This is a genomic window from Sphingomonas vulcanisoli (assembly GCF_011761305.1).
In the GTDB taxonomy this organism is placed as follows: domain Bacteria; phylum Pseudomonadota; class Alphaproteobacteria; order Sphingomonadales; family Sphingomonadaceae; genus Sphingomonas_I; species Sphingomonas_I vulcanisoli.
Genome location: NZ_JAAOZC010000001.1, coordinates 378,809 through 405,032, shown reverse-complemented (window position 1 = coordinate 405,032; position 26,224 = coordinate 378,809). Strand labels below are relative to the sequence as shown.

Annotated in this window: 19 protein-coding genes and 1 tRNA gene; 1 reads left to right on the top strand and 19 read right to left on the bottom strand. The window is 64.7% G+C overall.

Going from position 1 to position 26,224, the window contains the following annotated elements:
* Positions 1-2: 2 nt before the first annotated feature.
* The 11 genes from FHS31_RS01860 to FHS31_RS01810 form a co-directional block, all read right to left on the bottom strand.
* Positions 3-2,900 carry a 2-oxoglutarate dehydrogenase E1 component gene (locus tag FHS31_RS01860; RefSeq protein WP_167071444.1) on the bottom strand — a complete coding sequence of 966 codons (2,898 nt, stop codon included), beginning with the start codon at positions 2,898-2,900 and terminating at the stop codon, positions 3-5.
* Between the two features lie 146 nt (positions 2,901-3,046).
* On the bottom strand, positions 3,047-3,937 hold the full coding sequence (gene sucD / locus FHS31_RS01855; protein ID WP_167071442.1) for a succinate--CoA ligase subunit alpha: 891 nt from the start codon (positions 3,935-3,937) through the stop codon (positions 3,047-3,049).
* Between the two features lie 3 nt (positions 3,938-3,940).
* On the bottom strand, positions 3,941-4,402 hold the full coding sequence (locus FHS31_RS01850) for a hypothetical protein (protein WP_167071440.1): 462 nt from the start codon (positions 4,400-4,402) through the stop codon (positions 3,941-3,943).
* Positions 4,403-4,428: 26 nt separating this feature from the next.
* Positions 4,429-5,391: a malate dehydrogenase gene (gene mdh / locus FHS31_RS01845; RefSeq protein WP_167071438.1), complete on the bottom strand. Its 963-nt coding sequence runs from the start codon at positions 5,389-5,391 to the stop codon at positions 4,429-4,431.
* Positions 5,392-5,567: 176 nt separating this feature from the next.
* Complete coding sequence (locus FHS31_RS01840) at positions 5,568-6,695, bottom strand: glycosyltransferase (protein ID WP_167071436.1); 1,128 nt, start codon at positions 6,693-6,695, stop codon at positions 5,568-5,570.
* On the bottom strand, positions 6,692-8,287 hold the full coding sequence (locus tag FHS31_RS01835) for a glycosyltransferase family 39 protein (protein WP_167071435.1): 1,596 nt from the start codon (positions 8,285-8,287) through the stop codon (positions 6,692-6,694). The genes FHS31_RS01840 and FHS31_RS01835 overlap by 4 nt, the downstream gene beginning before the upstream one ends.
* A gap of 50 nt (positions 8,288-8,337) precedes the next feature.
* Positions 8,338-9,447, bottom strand: coding sequence for a cell division protein ZapE (gene zapE, locus FHS31_RS01830; RefSeq protein ID WP_167071433.1), 1,110 nt, complete (start codon positions 9,445-9,447; stop codon positions 8,338-8,340).
* A 165-nt stretch (positions 9,448-9,612) separates the two neighbouring features.
* A tRNA-Val gene (locus FHS31_RS01825) sits at positions 9,613-9,687 on the bottom strand.
* Between the two features lie 100 nt (positions 9,688-9,787).
* On the bottom strand, positions 9,788-10,060 hold the full coding sequence (locus FHS31_RS01820) for an HU family DNA-binding protein (protein WP_167071431.1): 273 nt from the start codon (positions 10,058-10,060) through the stop codon (positions 9,788-9,790).
* Between the two features lie 170 nt (positions 10,061-10,230).
* Positions 10,231-12,636, bottom strand: coding sequence for an endopeptidase La (gene lon, locus FHS31_RS01815; protein WP_167071429.1), 2,406 nt, complete (start codon positions 12,634-12,636; stop codon positions 10,231-10,233).
* A 217-nt stretch (positions 12,637-12,853) separates the two neighbouring features.
* Positions 12,854-14,716: a M3 family oligoendopeptidase gene (locus FHS31_RS01810; RefSeq protein WP_167071427.1), complete on the bottom strand. Its 1,863-nt coding sequence runs from the start codon at positions 14,714-14,716 to the stop codon at positions 12,854-12,856.
* Positions 14,717-14,883: 167 nt separating this feature from the next.
* Between FHS31_RS01810 and FHS31_RS01805 the strand changes: the two genes are divergently transcribed.
* Entirely contained in the window at positions 14,884-17,607 is a 2,724-nt protein-coding gene (locus FHS31_RS01805) for a TonB-dependent receptor (RefSeq protein WP_167071425.1), read from the top strand.
* Between the two features lie 112 nt (positions 17,608-17,719).
* Here the strand turns inward: FHS31_RS01805 and ppk2 are convergent, their stop codons facing one another.
* The 8 genes from ppk2 to FHS31_RS01765 all read right to left on the bottom strand — a co-directional run bounded on the left by ppk2 (position 17,720) and on the right by FHS31_RS01765 (position 26,158).
* Positions 17,720-18,484, bottom strand: a complete 765-nt coding sequence (gene ppk2, locus FHS31_RS01800) for a polyphosphate kinase 2 (RefSeq protein WP_167071423.1) — start codon at positions 18,482-18,484, stop codon at positions 17,720-17,722.
* Positions 18,485-18,527: 43 nt separating this feature from the next.
* A complete protein-coding gene (locus FHS31_RS01795; protein ID WP_167071421.1) occupies positions 18,528-18,968 on the bottom strand; it encodes a c-type cytochrome in 441 nt (146 codons plus the stop codon).
* A gap of 1 nt (position 18,969) precedes the next feature.
* Positions 18,970-20,565: a flavin monoamine oxidase family protein gene (locus FHS31_RS01790; RefSeq protein WP_167071420.1), complete on the bottom strand. Its 1,596-nt coding sequence runs from the start codon at positions 20,563-20,565 to the stop codon at positions 18,970-18,972.
* A gap of 113 nt (positions 20,566-20,678) precedes the next feature.
* Positions 20,679-22,502 (bottom strand): glutamine--fructose-6-phosphate transaminase (isomerizing), encoded by a 1,824-nt coding sequence (gene glmS, locus FHS31_RS01785; RefSeq protein ID WP_167071418.1) that lies wholly within the window; start codon positions 22,500-22,502, stop codon positions 20,679-20,681.
* A 4-nt stretch (positions 22,503-22,506) separates the two neighbouring features.
* Positions 22,507-23,073: a vgr related protein gene (locus FHS31_RS01780; RefSeq protein ID WP_243843201.1), complete on the bottom strand. Its 567-nt coding sequence runs from the start codon at positions 23,071-23,073 to the stop codon at positions 22,507-22,509.
* A gap of 181 nt (positions 23,074-23,254) precedes the next feature.
* Entirely contained in the window at positions 23,255-23,452 is a 198-nt protein-coding gene (locus FHS31_RS01775; RefSeq protein WP_167071416.1) for a hypothetical protein, read from the bottom strand.
* Between the two features lie 166 nt (positions 23,453-23,618).
* A complete protein-coding gene (fumC, locus tag FHS31_RS01770; protein ID WP_167071414.1) occupies positions 23,619-25,016 on the bottom strand; it encodes a class II fumarate hydratase in 1,398 nt (465 codons plus the stop codon).
* On the bottom strand, positions 25,013-26,158 hold the full coding sequence (locus tag FHS31_RS01765) for an aminotransferase class I/II-fold pyridoxal phosphate-dependent enzyme (protein WP_167071412.1): 1,146 nt from the start codon (positions 26,156-26,158) through the stop codon (positions 25,013-25,015). Before FHS31_RS01765 ends, fumC begins: the two co-directional genes overlap by 4 nt.
* Between the last annotated feature and the right edge of the window lie 66 nt (positions 26,159-26,224).

Here is a 26,224-nt window from a genome sequence, read left to right as displayed (position 1 = left end):
GATCAATCGTGGCCGAGCGCGGCGGCGACGAGCGCCGCCTGTTGCTTGGCATGGGTCTTGGCGAGGCCTGTCGCGGTGGCGGCGGACGCCGCGCGGCCGGCATAGACGGCACGCTTCGGAGCGACGCCGGCGGTGGCGAGAACGTCCTCCAGCAGCGGCTCGACGAAGGACCAGGCACCGTTGTTCTTGGGCTCTTCCTGCGCCCAGACGACCGTCTCGACATGGGTCATCTTGGCGATCCGTTCGGCCAGCGCATCGGCGGGGAAGGGATAGAGCTGCTCGACGCGCAGGATCTGCGTCGAGGTATCGCCCGCCGCATCGCGCGCCTCGGCGAGATCGTAGAAAACCTTGCCCGAGCAGAGGATCAGCCGCTTCACATCCTTGTCAGCGCCCGCCTTGGGATCGGGCAGCACGCGGTGGAAATAGCTGGTCTCGAGGAAATCCTCGACCGACGAGACCGCCGCTTTGTGGCGGAGCAGCGATTTCGGCGTGACGATCACCAGCGGCTTGCGGAAGTTGCGCAGCATCTGGCGGCGCAGGATGTGGAAGTAATTGGCCGGTGTCGTGCAGTTGGCGACCTGGATATTATCCTCGGCGCAGAGCTGCAGATAGCGCTCCAGCCGCGCGGACGAATGCTCCGGCCCCTGCCCTTCATAACCATGGGGAAGAAGCATCACCAAACCATTGGCACGCAACCATTTTGCTTCGCCAGCCGCAATGAACTGATCGATGATCACCTGCGCGCCATTGGCGAAATCGCCGAACTGCGCTTCCCACATCACCAAAGTCTTGGGCGCCTGGCCGGCATAGCCATATTCAAAGCCGAGCACGCCGAATTCCGAGAGCGCGCTATCCAGCACCTGAAAGCCGCGATCGATCGTCGAGAGCGGGAAGTAGCGGTGGCCGTCCTTCTGATCGGTCCACACCGCATGGCGCTGGCTGAAGGTGCCGCGGCCGACATCCTGGCCCGAGAGGCGAACGCCATAGCCTTCCGTGAGCAATGTGCCGAACGCCAGCGCCTCGCCGGTCGCCCAATCGAAGCCCTGCCCGGTTTCGAACATCGCTTTCTTGGCATCGAGAATGCGCGTCAGCGTCTTGTGGACGGTGAGATCTTCGGGGATCGTGGTCAGTACCTTGCCGACCGCCTGCAAAGCGTCGGCGGAAACGCCCGAAGCCGCCGCGCGGCGCTCGAAGATCGCCTCGGTCGGCGCGGTGAGGCCGGACCATTCCCCGCCGAACCATTCGGCGCGGTTGGCCTTGAAGCTCTTGCCCGCCTCGAACTCGTCTTCCAGCTTGGCGATGAAAGCGCTTTGCTGCTGATCGATCCATTCTTGGCTGACCTGCCCCTCGGCGATGAGGCGATCGCCGTACAGCCTGGAGACGTCGGCATGCTTGCGGATTTCGTCATACATCAAGGGCTGCGTGAAACCCGGCTCGTCGCCCTCATTGTGGCCGAAGCGGCGATAGCACCACATATCGATCACCACATCGCGCTTGAAGCGGCTGCGATATTCGGTGGCGACCTTGCAGGCGAAGGTCACCGCCTCGGGATCATCGCCGTTGACGTGCAGGATCGGCGCCTGGACCATCTTGGCGATGTCAGTGGAATAGGGTGAGGAGCGCGCGAACTGCGGGCTGGTGGTGAAGCCCACCTGATTGTTGATCACGAAATGGACGCAGCCGCCGGTGTTGTAGCCGCGGATACCCGAGAAGCCGAAGCATTCCATGATCACGCCCTGCCCCGCGAAGGCGGCATCGCCATGGATCAGGATCGGCAGCACCTGGCTGCGCTCATTATCGTTAAGCTGGGTCTGCTTGGCGCGCGATTTGCCGAGCACGACCGGATCGACGCATTCGAGGTGCGACGGATTGGGCGCGAGGCTCAGATGGATCTGGTTGCCGTCGAACTCGCGATCGGTCGAGGTGCCGAGGTGATATTTGACGTCGCCCGAACCGCCGACATCCTCGGGGTTCGAGGAGCCGCCCGCAAATTCATGGAAGAGAATGCGGTACGGCTTCTGCATGACGTTGACGAGCACGTTGAGGCGCCCGCGATGCGCCATGCCGAGCACGACTTCCTTCGCGCCTGCAGCGCCGGCATATTTGATCACCGCTTCCAGCGCGGGGATCATGCTTTCGCCGCCGTCCAGGCCGAAACGCTTGGTGCCGACGAACTTGCGGGCGCAGAATTTCTCCCACTGCTCCGCCTCGATCACCTTGGTAAGGATCGCCTTCTTGCCTTCCGGCGTGAAGTTGATCTCCTTATCCTTGCCCTCCATCCGCTCCTGGAGGAAGCGGCGCTCCTCCACGTCCTGAATGTGCATATATTCGAGGCCGACCTTGCCGCAGTAATTCTTGCGGAGGACGGCGATGATCTCATGGACCGTCGCGCGCTCGAACCCGAGCTGGCCGCCGAGATAGATCGGCCGATCCATGTCGGCAGGCGTAAAGCCATGATATTCGGGGCTGAGATCGGCGGGCTCGGGCTGATGCGCGAGGCCCAGCGGATCGAGATTGGCGAGCAGGTGACCGCGGACGCGATAGGTGCGGATCAGCGCGGAGGCGCGGATCGAATCCAGTGCGGCGGCTTCGACAGTCTTGCCATCGGTCGCGACCGGGGCAGTCTTGACGCCTTCGACCTCCTTGGGCGCCTTTGCCGGCTTGGCGGCGGGCATCATCTGCGTGGGATCCAGCCCGGCGGTCAGCGCATCGGTTTCCGACGGTGGCCAGTTGCTGCGCGCCCAGCTCGGCCCGGAGACATTGGTCTCGAGGCTGGAGAAATAGTCGCGCCAGCCGGCCTCGACACTCGCCGGATCGGCCTTGAACTGCCGATACAGCGCCTCCGCGAACGAAGGGCTGACCCCTTCCAGCTCGTCGAAGCTCATGCCTTCGAAACCCATCGCACAATCCTAACTTCATGCGCCCGGAGCGCGCTTCCGCCCGGTTCTGTCCGGCGCGCTTAACAGGTGCGCCCGACCATATGGTTAATCAACCCTCTACCGCGCTGATAAAATGCGCGGATTTGCGGGGGGTAACTGTCTTGGAATCAGCCTTTCAGCACCTCGACCAGGGTCTCACCGAGCAAGGAGGGGCTGGGGGAGACGCGGATGCCCGCCGCCTCCATCGCCGCGATCTTGCTTTCGGCATCGCCCTTGCCACCCGAAACGATCGCACCGGCATGGCCCATGCGACGGCCCGGAGGCGCGGTGCGGCCTGCGATGAAGCCCGCCATCGGCTTCTTGCGGCCTTTTTTGGCCTCATCGATCAGGAATTGCGCGGCCTGCTCCTCGGCATCGCCGCCGATCTCGCCGATCATGATGATCGATTTGGTCTCGTCATCGGCCAGGAACAGCTCCAGCACATCGATGAAGTTGGTGCCGTTGACCGGATCGCCGCCGATGCCCACCGCGGTGGTCTGGCCCAGGCCCGCGTTGGTCGTCTGGAACACCGCCTCATAGGTGAGCGTACCCGACCGCGACACGACGCCGACCGAGCCCTTCGAGAAGATGCTGCCCGGCATGATGCCGATCTTGCACTGGCCCGGCGTCAGCACACCCGGACAGTTCGGGCCGATCAGACGGCTGTTCGAGCCCGAAAGCGCGCGCTTGACGCGGACCATATCGAGCACGGGAATGCCTTCGGTGATGCAGACGATCAGCGGCACCTGCGCATCGATCGCTTCGAGGATCGAGTCCGCGGCGAAGGGCGGCGGCACGTACACGACCGACGCGGTTGCGCCGGTCGCGGCAACGGCCTCGGCCACCGTATCGAAGTTCGGCAGCCCGAGCTCCTCATGCATGGTGCCGCCCTTGCCCGGCGTTACCCCGCCGACCATCTGCGTGCCATAATCCAGCGCCGCCCGGGTGTGGAAGCTGCCGGTCTTGCCGGTCATCCCTTGCGTGATGACCTTGGTGTTCTTGTCGACGAGGATGCTCACGCGTCAGTTCCCCTGAGAATGCATGAAAAGCTTGCTATGCTGATTGAACATGATGACCATTACGTAGCCGCCTGCCTGCGCGGGGTCGGCCTGCACCGTCATCAGTTCGCCGTTAGAGAGATTGACGGGCTGACGACCATCCACCGGCACCCCAGCGATTTGACCGAGGTGGGACAGAAATCTGGTCTTGTCGAAAGCGGCATCGACCTTTGCCATCACAAAACAGCCGCCGTCGACGCCCTTCTTGACCGAAAGCAGTACATTGTCACGAGTCAGGACGGTGCCAAAAGGATGAGCGTCGGGCGGCACCGGCACGGCTTGCCAGCCGGCCAGTCGCCCGTCTTCTCCATCTGGATCGACGGTAGCGCCAATGCAGGCTTTGCTACCCGCGACAATGGCCGTCTCGCTCGCCGGAATGTCACCGACCTCACTCCCGGACATAGGTTGTCCAGCAGCCAACGCCATGAAAGCAAGCAAGGCTGACCCGCTCATCACGCCAGCGAGCTATCGATGCCCTTGCACGCCACCAGCAGTTCCTTGACCGCATCGACCGAGACCTGAAGGTTGCCCTTGGCTTCGTCCGAAAGCCTGACTTCGATGATCTTCTCGACGCCGCCCGCGCCGAACAGCACGGGCACGCCGACATACAGATCGTCGATGCCGTACTGGCCGGTCAGGTAAGCCGCTGCGGGCAGGATGCGCTTCTGATCGCGGAGGTAGGCCTCGGCCATCGCGATTGCCGAGGTCGCGGGGGCATAAAAGGCCGAGCCGGTCTTGAGCAGCGCCACGATCTCGCCACCGCCGCCGCGCGTACGCTTGACGATCGCGTCGATCTTTTCCTGGGTGGAAAGCCCCATCGCGATCAGATCGCTGACGGGGATGCCAGAGATCGTCGAATATTCGAGCACCGGCACCATCGTATCGCCATGGCCGCCCAGCACGAAGGTGTTGACGTCCTTGACCGAGACGTTGAACTCGTCGGCGAGGAAATGGCTGAAGCGCGCGCTATCCAGCACGCCCGCCATGCCGACGATCTTCTGGTGTGGCAGGCCGGAGAATTCGCGCAGCGCCCACACCATCGCATCGAGCGGGTTGGTGATGCAGATCACGAAAGCGTCGGGCGCGTTGGCCTTGATGCCCTCGCCCACCGCCTTCATCACCTTAAGATTGATGCCGAGCAGATCGTCGCGGCTCATGCCCGGCTTGCGGGCGACGCCGGCGGTGACGATGATGACGTCGGACCCCTGGATATCGGCATAATCGTTGGTGCCGGTGATCTTGGCATCGAACCGCTCGACCGGGCCGCACTGGCTCAGATCCAGCGCCTTGCCCTGCGGCACGCCCTCGACCACGTCAAACAGCACGACATCGCCGAGCTCCTTGAGAGCGGCGAGATGCGCCAGCGTGCCACCGATATTCCCCGCGCCGATCAGCGCGATCTTCTTCCGAGCCACTTGGCCCCCTTTCCTGGTTTACCCTTCCCCGGATCGTGCCGGGAAAACTGTCAGGATGCGGCCACATAGGCGCGGCCACGGATCAGCGGCGCCCGCTTAACGCCGCAAGTGCGAAGGGGCAACCGCCTTTGGCCGAAAAAGCTACTCGGCAGTAAACATGCCGCACTGCCGCGCGGCTACTTCTTCCGCCAGGTGAAGATCGAGGACATCGCGTAATTCCATACCGTCGTCACCGCGATCCCGGCCAGTGCCGAGACCCACAGCGTATGATGGTTGGCAAACAGGTAGGTTGCGATGTTTACGTTGGTCAGGGCGCCGACACTGCACACGATGTTGAACGTCAGCCAGCCAATCGCGAGCTGTATCCCCTTCAATCGCTGATCGCGATAGGTCAGTATGTTGTTGAGGAAGAAGTTGCTCGAGGTCGCGACCAAGGTTGCGATCGTCTGCGCTGTGCGGAAATTGTCGCCGGTCAACTCGCGTAGCAGCAACAACGTCGCGAAGTGGACGATAACGCCCGTCGTGCCGACCATCACGAAACCGATGAAGCGCGGCGGGATGATGTGGCCGAACATCTTATCGAGCAGCAGCTGGAGATATTCCCACAGCACCAGCGCATCCATCTTACTCTCGCCGTGCTGGCGAGTGCGGAAGGTGTAGGGCACCTCCGCCACGCGCAGCGGCTCCGGCGTGGAGGCGGCGATATCGAGGAGGATCTTGAACCCCACCGAAGATAGATTAGGCAGCGCCGACAGGAAGATATCGCGGCGGAGCATGAAGAAACCGCTCATAGGATCGCCGATCGGAGTGCGTGTCAGCCGCTGCGAAAGCGCGGTGGCAAACCGGCTCATCGCGACGCGGCGCTTGCTCCATTCGCCCATGCCGCCGCCCTCGACATAGCGGCTGCCGACGACCAGATCGACATCGCCCTGCCCCAGCCGCGCGAACATCGCGCCCAGGATGCGCTCGTCATGCTGGAGATCGGCGTCCATCACCGCGACGACCGGCGCCGCAGTGGCCATGATGCCCTCGACGCAGGCCGAGGACAGGCCGCGCCGTCCATAGCGGTGGATCACCCGCACGCGCGGATCGGCGAGCGCGAGCCGACGCACCTCCGTCGCAGTGCCATCGGGCGAATCATCGTCGACGAACACGATCTCCCAGCGCACATCGGGCAGCGCCGCCGCCACCGCCTCGACCAGCAGCGGCACGTTCGATTTCTCGTTATAGGCGGGAACGACGATCGCGAGTTCGGCGGGCAGGCCTTCGCCGACGTCGCCGTGCGATCGGAGGGGAGCGTTCAAGGGGCGTCGGTCCTCTGCAAACGGGTCATCCGCAGCCAATAGACGCCGGATCTTATGACGGTGTTAAGCGAATTCCAACCACCCGCCGCCGGGCCGAGCAGGTCACCGCTTGGCGGTGGCGTGGAGTCGACGGCGCCCTCGTCGACCGCGCGAAGCTCATGATAGGTCGTGAGTTCGATGCCCACGAGCAGCAGCCGATCGTAGCGGCGCAGTTCGGCCGGCGAGAGCGGCGGCGTATGCGGATCGCCGCCCATGCCGATCCGCCGCAGCTTGCCATCGGGCCACAGCGAATATTGCGCGAGCTGCCCATGATAGCGATAGACTAAGGGGAAGAAGCCGTAGGGCCAATTGTCATCGATATAGACGATTGCGGTCCTGCCTGGCGCATCGATCTGTTCACCGATCGCGCGCTCGGGGCCATGGACGAACCAGTCGCCGTGCGCCTCGAACTGCGCGGTCATCGGCACCAGCGCGGCGATCAGCAGCGCCCCTGCGGCCATCGCCGGCACCCGCCAGCGTCCCGCGCAGGCCGCGCCGATCAGCAGCGCGATGAGCGGCAGCATCCAGATGCTGTAGCTGGTCTTCAGCGGATTGAAGCCATGGATCACGAACGCCGCCAGCACCGTCACCGTCAGCCCCGCGGCCAAAGCCACGAACACGGCGACGGCGGGATCGGCGACGGCACGCAGCGCCCGCAGCACTGGCGGCGCAAGACGGATCAGCGCGATCAGCAGCAGCGCGGCCAGCGCCAGCGCGAACCCCACCATCAGCAGCGGGTGCAGCATCATCGAACTGTGCCCGACGACGCGCGCCGCGAAGAGCAGCAGATCGTGCAGCCCGGGCGGCCCGGCATTCTCGACCCCCTGGCTGATCGCGCTCGCCCCCATCACGAAGGGCGCGATCCCCGCCGCGCTGGCCAGCACCAGCGCCCAGGCGATGCCGATCCGGATCAGCGTTTCCCAACTCCGCGCGCGCGCCGCGATCAGCCCGGTGAACAGCGCCGAGCTGGATACGATACCGAAAAAGTGGGTATAGAGCGCCAGCACGCCCGCCAGCGCGAACGGCAGCAGGCGGCGCCACGACAGCGCCTCCGCCTCGATCAGGCCGAACAGCAGCCACAGCTGCAGCACCGTCACCGCGAAGAAGATCGGATAGGCGCGGATCTCGATACCGGTGGCGAGCATCTGGGGTGTCAGCGCCAGAAAGGCGCCGCTCACGACGGCCCCCGCCCAGCCGTAACGGCGCGCCACCAGCAGCACCAGTCCGGCGATTCCGGCAGCGGTGACGATCATATGCAGCCAGCGATAGGCGATCACCCCGCCGCACACGGTCCGCCCGCACAGCGCATCCAGCGCATAGCTGACCGGAGGCATGCGATCGCCGGGCACGCCGAGCGGCTCGTAATGGCCGGCGAGCCAGGCGAACATCCGCGCGAACGGCAAGGCGCTGCCCGAAAGCTGGGTGCTCTCGTCGATCCAGACATTCTGCAGACCGGCGAAATGCCGGGCCAGCACCAAAAACAGCAAAGCGGCCACGGCCGCGATCGCCAGCCCCACGCCCCTGCCTGCCCCGCTCACGCTACGATCGGACAAACCAAATCCCTTGCCACCCCTTGGGCACCATAACGAGGCGGCCTTTCAGATCAAACCACACCGTGGCCGCGCCCGAGATAATCCGCCGATTGCATCTCGCGCAGCCGCGAAATGGTGCGCTCGAATTCGAAAGCGCCATCGCCTTTGGGATAGAGTTGCTCGGGCTCAGCGGCGGCGGTGGCGAGCAGTTTCACGCCATGCTCGTAGAGCTGATCAATCAGCGTCACGAAGCGCGCCGCTTCGTTGCGCTTGTCGGACCCCAGCACGGGAATGCCGACAAGGATGACGGTATGAAACTCATGCGCGATCGCCAGATAATCGGAGGCGCCGCGCGCCTCGGCACAGAGCCGCTTGAACGAGAAGACGCCGACGCCCTTCAGCGCCTTGGGCACATGCAGCGTCCGCCCACCATGGCCGACGGCGATATCGCAGGAGGGAACATGCACCGCATCCTCGGGCGGATAATCGGTCAGGCGGAAGAAGGCGCGGCTCACCGCCTGCGTCGCGGCCGGCCCAAGCGGCGTGTACCAGGTCGGGAAACCCGCAAGGCGCTGCAGCCGGTAATCGGTTGGTCCATCCAGCGTCAGCACGTCGAGCTTCTGCTCCAGCAGGGCGATGAAGGGCAGGAAGAGCTGGCGGTTGAGGCCGTTCTTGTAGAGATCGCCCGGCGCGCGATTGGACGTGGCGACGATCACCGTGCCCGCATCCATCATCGCGGTGAACAGGCGGCTCATGATCGCCGCATCGGCCATATTGTTGACCACCATCTCATCGAAGGCGAGCAACGGCGCCTCTGCGGCCAGCGCCTCGGCGACGGGCTGGATGGGATCGCCCACCTCGCGCAGCCGCTCGATACGGAGGCGATCGTGGACCTCCAGCATGAAGGCATGGAAGTGTACGCGCCGCTTAGCCGGTATGTCCACGCTGGCGACGAACAAATCCATCAGCATCGACTTGCCGCGCCCGACCCCGCCCCAGATGTACAGCCCGCGCGGCCGCGCCGTCTTGCGGAAGCGCGCGAGCAGGCCTTTGGGCTTGGCGGCTTCGAGTTCTGCGGCGAGACGATCGAGCCGTTCGGCGACCTCGCGCTGGCAGGGATCGGGGCGAAGCTCGCCACCCGCGATCAGGGCCTCATAGCGATCAATCAGCTTACCGGTCACGCGCGCCCCTTCATTCGCCGTTTCCCTAAAGCCGACTTCATCAAGGCGCTAGGCACCTCGGTGCTTCGGCGCGGGCCGGAGCGGTGGCGGCAAGCGCGGCGCATGATGATCCAGCGCTCCGGCAGGCGCCGGAGCACGAAGGTTGGGAAATGGAACGGGCGGGCGTGGTGGGCGCAGCAGGGATTGAACCTGCGACCCCACCCGTGTGAAGGGTGTGCTCTACCGCTGAGCTATGCGCCCCTAAGCAGGGAGGCCACGCCGGACGGGGCGGATAGCGGGCCGGCCTTGGACTGGCAAGCGGGTTGTAAATCCTCCCCATCGCAGATGGGGAGGATGTAGGTCAGTTCACCAATTCCTTGAGCACCTTGCCCGGGCGGAACTTGGGCTGGGCCGTGCTGGCGATGCTGAGCGGCTCGCCGGTGCGCGGGTTGCGGCCGGTGGAGGCCTTGCGCTTGGTCACCGAAAAATTGCCGAAGCCGACGAGTCGCACCTCATCGCCGCGCTGCAGCGTGTTGCCTACGATCGAAAGCATTGTTTCAACGATACGGCCCACATCGGCACGGGCCTGCCCGGTTGCCTCCGATACGGCCACGATCAGCTCTTGTTTGTTCATCGCTCTCCCTTCCGTCTTCGCGGATAAGCCATTAAAACTGCGGAATACGCGGCTGTCAAAGGCAAAGACGGCGTTTAGGCGACAGATCGAAATTATCGCGCCCGAATTGACGCGATCGGCGAGGGCAAGACCCTCCCGGCATCGTTACGAGCCGGGAGATATCCTTCAGATCAATGGCGCGAGAAGCTTGCCGGTTCGGGCGCCGGTGGATGCGGCGGCTCGGTGGCGAGTTCGTCCGCCTCGGTCCATTCGATCGGCACCACCGGCTGGCTCAGCGCCAGCGCCAGCACCTCATCGACATGCGCGACCGGAATGATCTTGAGCCCCTGGCGGATATTGTCGGGAATCTCGGCGAGATCCTTCTCATTCTCCTTGGGGATCAGCACCGTGGTGATGCCGCCGCGCAGCGCCGCGAGCAATTTTTCCTTGAGCCCGCCGATCGGCAGCACCCGACCGCGCAGCGTCACCTCGCCGGTCATCGCGATCTCCCGGCGAACCGGGATGCCGGTCAGCGTCGAGACCAGGGTCGTGACCATGCCGATGCCCGCCGAAGGGCCGTCCTTGGGCACCGCGCCCTCGGGCAAATGGATATGGATGTTCTTCTTGGCGAACAGGCTCGGCTTGATCCCATAGACCGGCGCACGCGCCTTGACGAACGACCAGGCGGCCTGGACGCTCTCGTTCATCACTTCGCCGAGCTTACCGGTGGTCTTGACCTCGCCCTTGCCGGGCACGGTCACCGCCTCGATCGTCAGCAGCTCGCCGCCAACCTCGGTCCAGGCGAGGCCCGTGACCGCGCCGACCTGATCCTCTTCCTCCGAAACGCCGAAGCGATATTTGCGGACGCCCGAGAAGTCGCCGAGATTGTCGGGCGTGATCTCGATCCGGCTGTCCTTGCCCTCGAGGATGCGGCGCAGCGCCTTGCGCGCGACCTTGGCGATCTCGCGCTCCAGCGTGCGAACGCCCGCCTCACGGGTGTAGTAACGGATCAGATCGCGCAGCCCCTCGTCCGAAAAGCTGAACTCCGTGGGCTTCAAGCCATGGGCATCGATCTGCTTCTGCAGCAGATGCGCCTTGGCGATCTCGACCTTCTCATCCTCGGTATAGCCTTCGAGCCGGATGATCTCCATGCGATCGAGCAAAGGCTGCGGCAAATTCAACGAGTTGGCAGTGGTTACGAACATCACGTCCGAAAGATCGACGTCGATCTCCAGATAATGATCCTGGAACTTGCCGTTCTGCTCGGGGTCGAGCACCTCCAGCAGAGCCGAAGCGGGATCACCGCGGAAATCCTGGCCGAGCTTGTCGATCTCATCGAGCAGGAAGAGCGGATTGCTCGTCCCCGCCTTCTTGAGGTTGGTGACGATCTTGCCGGGCAGCGAGCCGATATAGGTGCGGCGGTGGCCGCGAATCTCGGCCTCGTCGCGCACGCCGCCCAGCGACTGACGCACAAACTCGCGCCCCGTCGCCTTGGCGATCGAGCGGCCGAGGCTGGTCTTGCCGACGCCCGGAGGCCCGACGAGGCAGAGGATCGGGCCCTTGAGCTTGTTGGTCCGCGCCTGCACGGCGAGATATTCGATGATGCGATCCTTGACCTTCTCCAGGCCATGATGATCGTTATCGAGCACCGCCTGCGCGGCGGCGATATCCTTCTTGATCTTGCTCTTCTTGCCCCATGGCAGGCCGAGCAGCACGTCGAGATAGTTGCGCACCACCGTCGCCTCGGCGCTCATCGGCGCCATGGTGCGGAGCTTCTTGACCTCGGCGGTCGCCTTGGCGCGCGCTTCCTTGCTCAGCTTGAGCGTCGCGATCTTCTGCGTAAGCTCGGCGATCTCGTCGCCACCCTCATCGCCCTCGCTGGTGCCCAGCTCGCGCTGGATCGCCTTCAGCTGCTCATTGAGATAATATTCGCGCTGGCTCTTCTCCATCTGGCGCTTGACGCGGCTGCGGATCTTCTTTTCGACCTGCAATACGCCAAGCTCGCCTTCCATGAAGCCGAACGCCATCTCCAGCCGTCGCGCAGGAATCGCCTCGACGAGCATCGCCTGCTTCTCGGCGACCTTGACCGCGATATTGCTGGCGATCGCATCGGCGAGCTTGCCCGCATCCTCGATCTCGGCAAGTTGGCCGGGCAATTCCTCGGGCAGCTTCTTGTTGAGCCGGGCGTAGCGCTGAAACTGATCGATCACCGATCGCATCAGCCCGATCGTTTCCTTATCCTCGGCGTCGGCCACCAATTCCTCGACCTCGGTGACGTCACCGACGAGATGACTGCCATCCTGGCGCAAGGTTTCGAGCTTGGCGCGGCGCTGCCCTTCGACCAGTACGCGCACCGTACCATCGGGCAGCTTCAGCAGCTGCAGCACCGTGGCGACCACGCCCATATCGTAAAGCCCGCTCGCATCGGGATCGTCCTCGGAAGGATCGAGCTGCGAGACCAGGAAAATATTCTTGTCGGCCGCCATCGCGCTTTCCAGCGCCGCGACCGATTTTTCACGGCCGACGAACAGGGGAACGATCATCTGCGGGAAGACGACAATGTCGCGCAGCGGCAGGACGGGGAAAGTTTCTAGCATCGATACTCCGCGCCGGGCGCAAGGATCCCGGCTTCAACGAGAACATGGGGCGCATACGACCGGAGATCAATGCGCAACAGGATTCCCTCTCCCCTTGTGGGAGAGGGTTAGGGTGAGGGGTGCGAGCGAAGCGAGCTTGGAGAGGACACCGCTTCCCCCTCTCCTCCCAAGCCTGCGGCTTGGGCCCCTCCTCTCCCACAAGGGGAGAGGGTTTGGGTTAGGCCAGCAGTGCCTCCGCCTGATCGAGCAGCTTACTGAACGTCCCCACCATCGCCTGATACGGCGCCGCCGTCGCCATATCGAGGCCGGCCTTGCGCAGGATTTCGTAGCCATAGTCCGATCCGCCCGCGCGCAGCACGCCAAGATAACGATCGCGCGCCGCCGCGCCCCCGGTCAGCACCTGCTCGGCCCAATAGTTGGCCGCGGTGATCGAGGTGGCATATTGGAAGACATAGAAGCCGCCGTAGAAGTGCGGGATATATTCCCATTCGGCGGCATAGACGGGGTTCAGCTCCATCTTCGGCCCATGATAGCGCTTGAGCAGATCGAGGTAGATTTCGGTATAGCGCCCGCCGGACGAGCCCTCCCCCTTCTCGGCGAGATCGTGGATCGCCGCCTGGAATTCGGCGAACATCGTCTGGCGGTAGAAGGTGCCGCGGATCGTCTCCAATTGCTGGCCGATGTAGAAGAGCTTCTCCTCTTTGGTCTTGGCATTGGCGAGCATGAAGCGGGCGAGCAGCATTTCGTGGCAGGTCGAGGCAATCTCGGCGATGAAGGTCGGGTAGTTCGATGTCTCGAAGGGCTGCGCCTTGTTGGCGAGCAGCGAGTGCATCGCATGGCCCCATTCGTGCGCGTAGGTGGTCAGACCGTCATATTTGTCGGAGAGATTGAGCAGCAGATAGGGATGTACCTCATAGGCGCCGGGGTTCATGTAGGCGCCCGCCGCCTTGCCGGTGCGTGCGCGCGGATCCATCCAGCGCGCCGCGGTCGCCTTGGCAAAGGTGGCGCCATAATCCTCGCCCAGCGGCTTGGTGGCCGCCAGCGTCAGGCTGCGCATTTCCTCCAGCGTGAAGGTGCGATCGAGCGATACCAGTGAGGGATAGATATCGTAATAATGGAGATCGGGCAGCTTGAGCATCCGCCGCCGCAGATCGAGGTAGCGGTGGAACTGCGGCAGCCCGGCATTGGCCTGCGCGACGAGCGTGCGATAGACACCCTCGGGAATATTGGGCCCGTAGAGCGCGGCGCCGAGCGCGGTCGGGAATTTGCGGACCTTGGCGGTGAAGATTTCGGTCCGCACCTGGCCGCTCATATTGGCGCCCATCGAGTTTTCGAACGTCTTGTAGCTCGCCCAGAAGCTATCGAAGACGAGCTTGCGATCGGCGCGGTTTGGCGCATCGCGGTACATCGTATAGCCCTGATCATCGAGGCGGACCTGCTTGCCGGTCGAGAGCGTGACCGTGGGCCTCGGGATATCGGACGCGGTGAGCTGCTGATGCACGTCGCTGGGCGCGCTGAACGGCACCGCGGTGGCGGCGATGACCTGCTCGGCCTCGGCGCTCAAGGTGTGCGGCGCCTGACGGAGCGTATCCTCGATCTGGAAGCGGAACTTGGCGAGACCGGGATCGGCGGCGAGAAAGCCTTCGACCTTCGCCTTGCCGACCGCCAAAAGTTCGGGCGAGGTGAAAGCGATCGCTTCGCCGAACTTGCCGTACAGGTCCATCGCGATCTGCTTGCGCTCCTGATTGGGCGCGATCCGCACATCCTCATCGGCCTTGAGGCTGGCGTAAGTGTACAGCCGTGACACTTTGAGCGCGGCATCGGATTGCGCCTGCAGCGCCGCGCGCAGCGTCGCGGCATCGGTGCCGAGCTTGCCCCTATAGCTGCCCGCTTTCTCGATCAGCGCGGCGAGTGCCTGACGGTCCGCATCCCAGGCCGCGCCGGTCGGATAGATTTCGGTGAGATCCCAGGCGGCGGCTGATTCGCCCGCGCCCGTTGCCGCATGGGCGACGCCGCCGCCTGCCGCCGCCAGTACGAGTGCGGTGGCGATCACATCCCGCCGATCCATTTCCAATGTCATTGCTGCACATCCCCAGTCCGCGTGATCGCGGTTTCATAGCCCACAGCTTTTCAGCTTCGTTGCCAAAATGCCAGCCCCATCCGAAGATCGTATCGCGCACCGCACGCGCTCGGCGCATATTGCAAGGCAGACATTTTTCGTCGCCTTATTGCGGTAGGGGCGCGAACATGACGTTCCGATTCATCCTTCTCCTTGCCGCCAGCCTGCCGACGCTGGTGCTGGCCCAAGCTACGCCGACCAAGCCCGCGGCTAAGGCCGCCAAGGCCGCCGCCGATATGGCCGCCGATGCCGATGACGAGATCGTCGTACGCGGGCAGAAGCCGCCGGGCTCGGTGATCGGCGACATTCCGCCCGAGCAGACGCTCAACCCTGCCGACATCCGCGCTTATGGCGTCAATTCGGTCTCCGATCTGCTCGATGAGCTCGCCCCGCAGACCACCAGCGTGCGCGGGCGCGGTGGCGAGGCGCCGGCGGTGCTGCTCAACGGCAAGCGCATCTCGAGCTTCGCCGAAATCCGTGACGTGCCGACCGAGGCGATCCTGCGCGCCGAAATCCTGCCCGAGGAGGTCGCGCTCAAATATGGCTTCTCCGCCGATCAGAAGGTGGTCAACATCGTGCTGCGCCGCCGCTTCCGATCGATGACCGGCGCGGTCAACGGCGGAACGACCACCGAAGGCGGCGGCACCGGCGGCGACGCCAATGCCGATCTCTTCCGCATCCAGGGCGACAATCGCGTCAACATCGACGGTCGTTACAACCAGACCGATCGGCTGCTGGAAAGCCAGCGCGGGCTGACCTCGATGTCCCCGGATGGCATCGATCTCAGTCCCTATCGCACCCTCAGTCCGACGACTAGGACCGAGACGCTCAACACGGTCTACGCCCGCGCGCTGGGTGGCGTTTCGGCGACGGTCAACGCCACGATCACCGGCTCGCAGAGCAATGCGCTGCAGGGGTTACCCTCGGCATCCTTGGTGGTGCCCGCGGGCGACCCGTTCTTGCCGGCGGGCGGAACGGTGGATCGTACGTTCGGCACCGACGCGCTGGGCCAGCGGGTGCGTTCGCTCACCGAACATCTCGGTATCGGCGCCAACGGCAATTTCTCGGCCAAGTGGCGCTGGAACTTCACCGGCAATTACGATCATGGCGACAGCCGCACCGCGAGCGAAACGGGATATGACAGCAGCGCCATCCAGGCGCGGCTGACGGCGCGCGACCCGACGCTTAACCCGAATGGCGATCTTACCGGCGCGCTGGGTGGACTGCTGACCGATCGCGCGCGATCCGTGACCAACACCGCCAATACGCAGATGGTGAGCAACGGCAAGCTGTTCCACCTGCCCGCCGGGGACGCGAGCTCGACGATCAAGATCGGCGGCACGCTCACCGCGATCGATTCCTCCTCGCACCGCGCCAACCTCGATCAGACGGTGAGCCTGTCGCGCAAGGCGGGCAATTTCCAGCTCAACGTCGATCTGCCCATCGCCAGCAAAGCCAATGACGTGCTGCCCTTTCTCGGCAAGCTGACCGCCAACGCCAATATCGCCGTCAATCAGCTCTCCGATCTCGGCACGCTCACCACCTGGGGCGGCGGCATCAACTGGTCGCCGATCGCCAACCTCACCTTCATCGGATCCTATACCAACGATCAGGGCGCGCCGACCGTGGCACAGCTCGGCAATCCCCTGCTGGTCACCGCGCAGACGCGCGTGTTCGATGCGCAGAAGGGCGTAACCGCGGACGTCATTTCGATCAGCGGCGGCAATCGCAACCTGACCAACGACGATCGCACCGTGATCCGGCTGGGCGTGCAGTTCAAGCCGCTCGCCAAATCCGATCTCAACGTGACGATCAATTATGTGAAGAGCCGCATCCGCGATGCGATCGCAACGCTGCCCGAGCCGACGGCGGCGATCGAAGGCGCCTTCCCCGAACGATTCGTGCGCGATGCCGATGGCGATCTCACCTCGGTCGACAGCCGCCCGGTCAATTTCGATCGCGAGGATACGCAATCGCTGCGCAGCGGCTTCACCTTCTCGATCCCGTTGAAGCCATCGCCTGCGGTGGTCGCGGCATTCCGTAAGGCGATGCAGGCACGCTTCGGCGGCGCCTTCCCGCGCCCGCCGGGTGGCGGAGATGCGCCTCCGCCCCCGCCACCAGATGGCGGCCCGCCGCCCCCGTCGCCCGGTGACGGGCCGCCTCCGGGTGGTCCACCGCCCGGCGGTGGCGGCTTCGGTGGGCCGGGAGGCGGTTTTGGCGGGCCACCAGGTGGCGGTCCCGGCGGCGGTTTCGGCCCTGGCGGCGGCGGCTTTGGTGGGTTCGGGCGCGGCGGCGGTGGCGGCGCGCAACGCTTCCGCCAGAATGCCGGCGGGCGCATTCAGATCGCGCTCTATCACACCTGGACGATCCAGGACCGCGTGCTGATCCGTCCCGGCGTGCCGGTGATCGATCTGCTCCACGGCGGATCGATCACGTCGGGCGGCGGCCAGGCCGCGCACCAGGTGCAGGCCCAGCTCGGCTATTCCAACAACGGCATCGGCGCGCGGCTGGAAGGCAATTGGCAGAGCGGCACCACCGTGGATGCGGCGCCGGGCAGTTCGACCGGCGATCTGCATTTCTCATCACTGGCGACGCTCAACCTGCGCAGCTTCTTCAACATCGGCGAGATGCCGCGCTTCATCGGCAAGGATTGGGCGCGCAATCTGCGCGTCACCTTCTCGCTGACCAACCTGTTCGATACGCGCCAGCATATCCGCGATGCATTCGGGGATACGCCGATCCGCTATCAATCGGCCTATCTCGATCCGGCCGGGCGGACGTTCCGGATCGGCATCCGCAAATTGTTCACGCAACTGCCGCCGAGGCCCTTCCAACGGCCCGCGGGAGGGTGATTTTGCTCCCCTCCCTGGAAGGGAGGGGCTGGGAGTGGGTTGCTCTCCATCGGAGCGCTCGCTTCTGATCCACCCACCCCTAACCCCTCCCTTCCAGGGAGGGGAACTGCGGCTATCGATACAGCCGACCGTCGCTGATCGCCTCGCGATCGAAGGGGAACAGGCGTTCGGGCTCCGGCGCGGCGATCTTGGCGGCGATCTCGGGCGGCGCGATGCGGTGGAGGATATGCGCGATGATCGCCAGCCGCGCGGGCTTCTTGTGGTTGGCGCGCACGCAAATCCAGGGCGCGATCGGGCTGCTCGTCTGGAGCAGCATCTCATCCCGCGCGTTGGAGTAATCGTTCCACTTCTTCTGCGCGACCGCATCGAGATCGGAGACCTTGAGCGCCTTCAGCTGGTCTTTGCGCCGTGCATCGAGCCGTTCCTTCTGCTCTTTCTTCGAGATGTCGAGCCACAGCTTGATCAGCTTGATCCCGCTTTCGACCAGCATCCGCTCGAAATTGGGCGCGTCGCGCAGGAATTCCTCCTGCTCGGCCGGCGTGGAGAAACCCATCACGCGCTCGACGCCGGCGCGATTGTACCAGCTGCGGTTGAAGATCACCATTTCGCCCGCCGCCGGCAGATGCGCGACGTACCGCTGGAAATACCAGCTCGTGCGATCGCGATCCGATGGCTTGGGCAGCGCCACCACGCGCGTGGCGCGGTTGGAAAGATGCTCGGTGATCCGCTTGATCGAACCGTCCTTGCCTGCGCCGTCGCGGCCCTCGAACAGGATCACCGTGCGTTCGCCACTCTTGGCCGTAGCGATCTGGGTGTTGACCAGAGCCAGCTGGAGGCGGGCCAGATCGTGCGCGTAATCGTGCTTGTCGTCGCTCATACCAAGCCATCGTATCACGGCGGGGATTGTTCCGTGAGCGTACCTACGCCGGCCGGTGGCTGATCGACGCAAGCACGCGCTTTACCGTCTCGGGCGAGGCGTCACCCTGGCACCTGTTGCCGAAATGCGTGCAGACGTAGCGCGCGACCTCGCCGATCTGCGCGGGGGTCATCAAATCGGCAAAGCCCGGCATCCCGCCGCGCCCCTGCCCCACCATCAGGATGACATAGGCCGACGAGGTGAGGCGCGGATTGCCGGCGAGCGCGGGAATCGTCCCCGCCCCGGTGCCGCCCTTGCCATCGGGCATGTGGCAGCTCTGGCAGACGCCGCGATACAGGCCCTCGCCATCGGCGGGCAGCGTCGAGTGCGTCGCCGAGCCGGTGCTGTCGCCGCCCATCACCGGCGCATTGGTCTTGCTCGCCTGCTGCGCGATCACGGGAGCGGCAGCGAGCAGCGCGAGGCTGAGGATCAAGGTCTTCCGCATGTCAGGCCTCCAGCGCGCGTTTGTGGAGCCGGGTGATGGCGTCGAGCGACGACAGCAAAGCACCCTCCATCCAGCAGCCGATATAGGAAGCATGTTCGCCCGCGAGCACGATGCGATCGTCGACCTCGACAAGCGTCTGATAATGCGCGGCGCGCATCTCCTCGGTCCAGCGCGCGCAGCAGCCGAGCGTCCAGGGATTGCGGTGCCATGCCACCGATGCGCCCGAGAGGAATTCCTTGCGATAGGATTCGGGGTGGAACACCGATCCCTGGGCAAGCGCCGCCTCGATGCGCTGCTCGGGCGTCATCCCCGCCAATTTGTAGGCGCCGATGCCGTTGGCGAAGGAGCCGAGGAGCACCGCCGGCCCATCCTGGAAATAATTGTAATTGGGATAGGAGACGAGCGCGATATCCTGGCTGGTGAAGCTATGCCCGCCATAGATCGCCTCATCCTCCTCCCAGAAGCGGCGCTTCATCTCGAGCCCGATCTTGACCTGGCCCGAATAGGGCACCGCGCCGATCGCCGCTTTCTTGGCGGGCTTCACGTTAATATCGATCTGATTGAGGATGCCTAGCGGGATGGTGCAGACGCAATAATCGGCCTTGGCGGTGCGCACCATATTGGCCGGCATATCGGTATAGGTGACGGTTACGCCCGAGGCGTCCTGCATCACCTTGCTGACCTTGGCGCCATGCGTGATCATCTGGCCGACCTGTTTCTGGAAGCCCTTGCCGATCATGCCCATGCCACCGACGGGCTGGAACATGGTGGTCTGCATCTCGTCGTTCATGAAGAACGCCATGTTGGTGAAGATATGGCTGTCGAGCACCTCGCCGAACGCGAACGGATCGGACGGCGTCGGCGCGCCGGGGACGCCGCCGCCGGGCGGCCGATCATAGCCGCGGTGGCTCGAGGATTTCAGGTTCTTGGCATATTTCATGTCCGCATCGAGCATCCCCCACTCGCGCAGCGCCTCCAGCAATTTCTCGCGGTCTTCCTTGGTCAGTGCCTGATCGAGCGCCTTCTGATCGATGGACTTGGCGAGCAGCTCGGCGACATTGCCCTCGAAATCGGCAGCGAGCGCCTTGAAGCGCTGGGGTGTGCCGCCGAACGCCTTCTCGTGATGGACGAAGCTGTTGTGGTTATACTGGATGAAGGGTTCCAGCTTCACCCCGAACGCCTTGCAATAGTGGAGCAGGGTGCGGTGATGGTGCGGGATGCGCCACGGGCCGGGGTTGAGGTAATTGCCCGGGGCAAACTTCACATGCTGGGTCGCGCCGCTTAAATCGGTGTAGGTATCGCCGCCGTAGAGCGACCAGTTTCTACCACCGGCGCGCTGCTGATATTCGAGGATCTGAACCTTATAGCCGGCCTTTGTCAGCTCATAAGCGGCGAGCATTCCGGCGAGGCCCGCGCCCAGCACGATAACGGACGCGCCCTTGCGCGCACCGCTGAGGTTGGGCGGCCCGCTGAACTGGGTTTCCGCCGCATGCCCCATGGTCGTCATGAGCTGATAAAGCGCGGCGGTGCCGCCGATCTTGCCGACTGCGGTCAATAACTGCCGCCGCGTCGGCGCCCCAAATCCCGCTTCGCTCATCGTCCAGCCCCCTGCTGCGCCGCAGCAGCGTGCGGCGTGCCCATGACGAACGGCGAGGCGTCAAATAACGTATTGATCGGCGATCCATTCCTCCCCCGCCAGGGGGAGGATATTCACTCCACCGTGACGCTCTTCGCCAGATTGCGCGGCTGATCGACGTCCGTACCCTTGGCCACGGCGACATGATAAGCGAGGAGCTGGATCGGCACCGCATAGACGAGCGGCGCGATCAGGGGATGGACCTTCGGCATGGTGATCGTGGCGACGCAGCCGTCGCCCGCCGCCTGAATGCCGTCATAGTCGCTGATCAGCACCACCTTGCCGCCGCGCGCCTGCACCTCCTGCATATTGCTCACGGTCTTGTCGAACAGCGGGCCGGAGGGGGCGATGACGATGATCGGCACATTCTCATCGATCAGCGCGATCGGGCCGTGCTTCATCTCGCCGGCGGCATAGCCCTCGGCATGGATGTAGCTGATTTCCTTGAGCTTGAGCGCGCCCTCCATCGCCAGCGGATAATCGGGGCCGCGGCCGAGATAGAGCACGTCGCGCGCGGCGGCGATGATCGGCGCCATCTCCTGGATCGCCTCGTCGTAAGCAAGCGCGCCATTGAGCGCGGCGGGCGCTTCGGACAGGTGACGGACGATCGCGCGCTCTTCATCAGGCGACAGCCGCCCCTTGGCGCGAGCGAGATTGGCGGCGAGCGCGGCCAGCACCGCGAGCTGGCAGGTGAAGGCCTTGGTCGAGGCGACGCCGATCTCGGGGCCGGCGTGCGTGGACAGCAGCAAATCGGCCTCACGCGCCATCGTCGAGGTCGGCACGTTGACCACCACCGCGATCTTCTGCCCCTCGGCCCGCGCATGGCGCAGCGCCGCCAGCGTATCGGCGGTCTCGCCCGACTGGCTGATGAAGAGCGCGAGCCCGCCCTCCTCCAGCACCGGCGCGCGGTAGCGGAACTCGCTGGCGACATCGATATCGACGGGGACACGCGCGAATTGCTCGAACCAATATTTGGCGACGAGGCCCGCGTAGAAGCTCGTGCCGCAGGCGACGATCGTAACGCGCTTGACGCTCGCCAGATCGAAATCTTCGGTCGGCAGCGCCAGCGTGCCTTCCAGCCGGCGGAGATAGGCGCGCAACGTCTGCGCGACGACGATCGGCTGCTCGTAAATCTCCTTGAGCATGAAGTGGCGGTGATTGCCCTTGGTCAGCGCGATATCGGTCGCGCCGCTGATCGTGATCGGCCGTTCGACAGGCTGATCATTCTTGTCGAAGATCTGCGCGCCTTCGCGGGTGATGATCACCCAATCGCCTTCTTCGAGATAGCAGATGCGCTGGGTGAGCGGCGCCAGCGCGAGCGCGTCCGAGCCGAGATAGGTCTCGCCATCGCCATAGCCGACCACCAGCGGCGAACCGAGTCGCGCGCCGATCAGAAGATCGGGATGCTCGCGGAACAGGATCGCCAGCGCGAACGCGCCGTGCAGCCGCTTGAGCACTGTAGACACCGCCTGGGCGGGCTCGGCCCCCTGCTCGATCTGCTCGGAGACGAGATGCGCCACCACTTCGGTATCGGTCTGCGATTTGAAGACGCGGCCGCGCGCCTGCAGCTCCTCGCGCAGCGGCTTGAAATTCTCGATGATGCCGTTGTGGACCAGCGCGACATGCTCGGTGGCGTGCGGGTGGGCGTTATCCTCGGTCGGCGCGCCGTGCGTTGCCCAGCGGGTGTGGGCGATGCCAGTGGTGCCGGGGAGCGGATTCTCGTGCAGCACGGCGGCAAGGTTATCGAGCTTGCCCGGCGCGCGGCGGCGATCGATGATGCCGTCATGATCGGTGGCGATGCCCGCCGAATCATAGCCGCGATATTCCAGCCGGCGCAGACCGGCGAGCAGCCGCCCGCACACCTCTTCCTTGCCGACGATGCCGATGATGCCGCACATGGCCTTAGTCCCTCACGCCCCGAAGTCGCGCGCCAAAGCGCCCGATCCACTTGCTCCAAGCTGAACGCGGGTCCGCGCGCAAGGGCTTGGCGAAGGCATCGGCGAGCAGTGCCTCATAGGCAGCCCGCGGCGGATTGCCCGGCACGGCATAGCCGTGCCGCAGCAGATGCGCGTGGCGGACGATTTCGCCCTGCTGCTCAAGGCCGTAATCGGTGAAGCGTCTGCCGCGCTCCAGCCGGTAGCGATACCGGCAAAAGGGGTGGCGGCGAAGGATCAGGTTCACGCCACGTTGATGCTGCCAGACGTGCGTCAATTCATGCAGGAAGAAGGCCTGCAGCGGCACGCTCTCGGCTGCGAAATCCGCCGACCAGCCGCTGCCCTTGGCATGAAAGTGCAGATGGCCCGCCGGGGCCATCACCCATTCGCGCCCCTGCAGCGCCCACCACGCCCAGCGCCGCACCTCGACAGCATGAGGATCGAGCGCGGTGCCGAAGATGGACGCGGCGAGCCGTCTCTCCCCCTCGGTCAAGCCTCGCCGCTCGCCGCGCCGGTCGCTCAGCTCAGGCAACATGCGTGTTGCAGAAGCGACGAACCGTGACACGCGGCTGCAAGAGGAGGCGGTCATAAGGACAGGCGAAGATCAGGAGCCGTTCGATGCACACTCTGGAAATCACCGCGCTCGCCGTGGTTTATGCGGCCTGGCTGGCACTTTTACTGTGGCTGATCACGGGTGGCCCCGAGCGCCGGATGCGCTAGGCCGCAGCGGTTTCCTTGTTGCGGTCAAAAGCCTTCTTCGCTACATAGGCGCCGCCCAGAACAAGGCCGATCGGCCCCATCCGGCGCATCACGCCGACCGCCATCGCGCCGATGATCGCGCCCTTGAGCCCGCTCTGCTGGCGCTTGCGCTCGACTTCCGCGCCTACCAGCGCGCCGATCAACTTACCGATCATTTTTTGCCTCCCAAAAAGTTCTGAAAGCAGGACGTTCGCCCGCCGTTTCGGTTCCGCAACCGAACGAATGATTTGATCCGTTCGCCCTAAGCCTGTCGAACGGTCGTCCTTCTTGTAAAGGTGGATGAAGAAGTACGGCCCTTCGACAAGCTCAGGGCGAACGGTGTTACGGGTCGCGCCCCAGCATCGTCTCCGGCAGCACCACGCGATCGAACGTCGCCTCATCGACCAACCCCAAAGCCAGCCCCGCCTGCTTCAACGTCAGCCCCTCATGATGCGCATGCTTGGCGATCTTCGCCGCATTGTCATAACCGATCTCGGGCGCGAGCGCGGTGACGAGCATCAGCGATCGATCGAGCAGATCGCGAATATGCGCCTCGTCCGCCTCCATCCCCTCGACGCAGCGTTCGGCGAAGCTCTCCATACCGGTGGCGAGCAGATCGATCGAGCGCAGCACGTTGGCGCCGATCAAAGGCTTGAAGACATTGAGCTCCAGATGCCCCTGCATCCCGCCGACCGTGACCGCGACATTGTTGCCCATCACCTGCGCGGCGACCATCGTCAGCATCTCGCATTGGGTGGGATTGACCTTGCCGGGCATGATCGAGCTGCCGGGCTCATTCTCGGGCAGCCTGAGTTCGCCGAGGCCGCAGCGCGGGCCGGAGCCGAGCAGGCGGATATCGTTGGCGATCTTGGTCAGCGCCACCGCCAGCGAATTCAGCCGCCCGTGGAAATCGACGAGCGTGTCGTGCGTCGCCAAGGCCTCGAACTTGTTGGGCGCGGTCTCGAAGGCGAAGCCGGTGATATCGGCGATCGCCGCCGCCACCGCGACGGCGAAACCCTCGGGCGCATTGAGTCCCGTCCCCACCGCCGTGCCGCCCTGCGCCAACCTGGCAAGGCCATGCTCGACCATCGGCCAGATGCGGGTGCGGGCGAGACGGATCTGCGTGTAATAGCCCGAGAATTCATCTCCCAGCGTCAGCGGCGTCGCATCCTGCAGATGGGTGCGGCCGATCTTGACGATAGGATCCCACGCCCTCGCCTTGCCGAGCAGCGCCGCCTCCAGCCGCTCCAGCGCGGGCATCAGCCGATCGCGCGAAGCCAGCGCGGCGGCGATGTGCAGCGCGGTGGGGAAGCTGTCGTTGCTGCTCTGGCCCTGATTGACGTGATCGTTGGGATGGACGGGCGATTTGCCGCCACGCTGGCCGGTCAACGCCTCATTGGCGATCCCCGCGATTACCTCGTTGACGTTCATGTTCGATTGCGTGCCAGAGCCCGTCTGCCAGATCACCAGCGGAAACTGATCGTCATGCTCACCCGCCGCCACTGCAGCGGCCGCGGCCTCGATCGCATCGGCCAGTTCGGCATCCAGCCCGTGTGCCCGATTCACCCGCGCCGCCGCCTGCTTCACGATCGCCAGCGCATGGATGATCCCGATCGGCATCCGCTCCTGCGCGCCGAACGGGAAATTCTCGATCGATCGCTGCGTCTGCGCGCCCCAATAGGCGCTTGCCGGGACTTCGATGGGGCCGAAGCTGTCGCTTTCGGTGCGGGTATCGGTCACGCGGCGGCCTCCTTGTTGAGCACGGCAAACCATGGCGTCATCCGCCGGATCGCTTCCTCCACCAGCGGCGTCGAAACCGCGAAGCTGAACCGCATGAAGCGCCGCCCCTCTACCGGATCGAAGTCCACACCCGGCGCGGTGGCGACGCCCGTGTCGCGCAGCAGGGCGCCGCAGAAAGCGAGACTGTCGTCGGTAAGATGGCCGATGTCGGCATAGATATAGAAAGCGCCATCGGGCGGCGCGATGCGGCGCAGACCGAGCGCGGGCAGCGCCTCCAGCAGCAGCGCGCGGTTGCGGCGATAGGTCTCGATGTGTCCCTCTAGCTCCGCCCGCTCGTCCATCGCGATCAGCCCGGCATGTTGCGCCAGCGATGGCGGCGTCAGGAACAGATTGCCCATCCGCGCCCGCGCCGCGCCGATCAGCGCTTCCGGCACCACCAGCCAACCCAGTCGCCAGCCCGCCATGCTGTAATATTTGGAGAAGCTGTTGACGATCAGCGCATCGCCCAAATGCTGAAGCATCGATTGCGCGGGGCCAGTGTAGGTCAGTCCGTGATAAATCTCGTCCGAGATCACCGCGATCCCGCGCCGCCCGCAGACCTCGGCGATCGCGGCCAGCTCTTCGGGCGCGATGATCGTGCCGGTGGGATTGGCGGGGCTGGCGAGGATCACGCCATCGGGCGCGGGCTCCAGCGCGGCAATCTGCGCGGCGCTGATCTGGAACCGCTCGGCATCGCCGCACGCCAGCTCGATCGGCTCCAGATGCAGCGCCTTCAATGTGTTGCGGTATGCGACATAGCCGGGCCGCGCCAGCGCCACGCGCGCGCCGGGCGCGAACAGGCAGGATAGCGCCAATACGAACGCCGGAGAAGCGCCGCAGGTGAGGATGATCCGCTCAGGATCGACGTCGACGCCATAAGCCTCGCCATACAGCGCCGCGATCCGCTGCTTGAGCGGCATGCTCTCCCAATAGCCCATGCCATCACTGTCGAGGACATGATGCGCCGCCGCGATCGCCGCCGCCGGCGCGCCGGTGGAGGGCTGGCCGAACTCCATATGGATGATACTCGCGCCTTCGGCCTTCATCGCATGCGCGATCCGGCTGATGGCGATGGCATGGAACTGTTCGATCTCTACGGGCATGACGCCTGTTATGCGCGAAGCACGCCGCTCGCAAACCCGCTCTCGGAGCGCGATTGGACTAGGCGG

Excerpts from the sequence above, each read along its gene's own strand:
- FHS31_RS01860 (WP_167071444.1), bottom strand. The coding sequence starts at position 2,900 with ATGGGTTTCGAAGGCATGAGCTTCGACGAGCTGGAAGGGGTCAGCCCT.
- FHS31_RS01850 (WP_167071440.1), bottom strand. The coding sequence starts at position 4,402 with ATGGCGTTGGCTGCTGGACAACCTATGTCCGGGAGTGAGGTCGGTGAC.
- FHS31_RS01820 (WP_167071431.1), bottom strand. The coding sequence starts at position 10,060 with ATGAACAAACAAGAGCTGATCGTGGCCGTATCGGAGGCAACCGGGCAG.
- lon (WP_167071429.1), bottom strand. The coding sequence starts at position 12,636 with ATGCTAGAAACTTTCCCCGTCCTGCCGCTGCGCGACATTGTCGTCTTC.
- FHS31_RS01810 (WP_167071427.1), bottom strand. The coding sequence starts at position 14,716 with ATGACATTGGAAATGGATCGGCGGGATGTGATCGCCACCGCACTCGTA.
- FHS31_RS01805 (WP_167071425.1), top strand. The coding sequence starts at position 14,884 with ATGACGTTCCGATTCATCCTTCTCCTTGCCGCCAGCCTGCCGACGCTG.
- ppk2 (WP_167071423.1), bottom strand. The coding sequence starts at position 18,484 with ATGAGCGACGACAAGCACGATTACGCGCACGATCTGGCCCGCCTCCAG.
- FHS31_RS01795 (WP_167071421.1), bottom strand. The coding sequence starts at position 18,968 with ATGCGGAAGACCTTGATCCTCAGCCTCGCGCTGCTCGCTGCCGCTCCC.
- FHS31_RS01790 (WP_167071420.1), bottom strand. The coding sequence starts at position 20,565 with ATGAGCGAAGCGGGATTTGGGGCGCCGACGCGGCGGCAGTTATTGACC.
- glmS (WP_167071418.1), bottom strand. The coding sequence starts at position 22,502 with ATGTGCGGCATCATCGGCATCGTCGGCAAGGAAGAGGTGTGCGGGCGG.
- FHS31_RS01780 (WP_243843201.1), bottom strand. The coding sequence starts at position 23,073 with ATGTTGCCTGAGCTGAGCGACCGGCGCGGCGAGCGGCGAGGCTTGACC.
- FHS31_RS01775 (WP_167071416.1), bottom strand. The coding sequence starts at position 23,452 with ATGATCGGTAAGTTGATCGGCGCGCTGGTAGGCGCGGAAGTCGAGCGC.
- FHS31_RS01765 (WP_167071412.1), bottom strand. The coding sequence starts at position 26,158 with ATGCCCGTAGAGATCGAACAGTTCCATGCCATCGCCATCAGCCGGATC.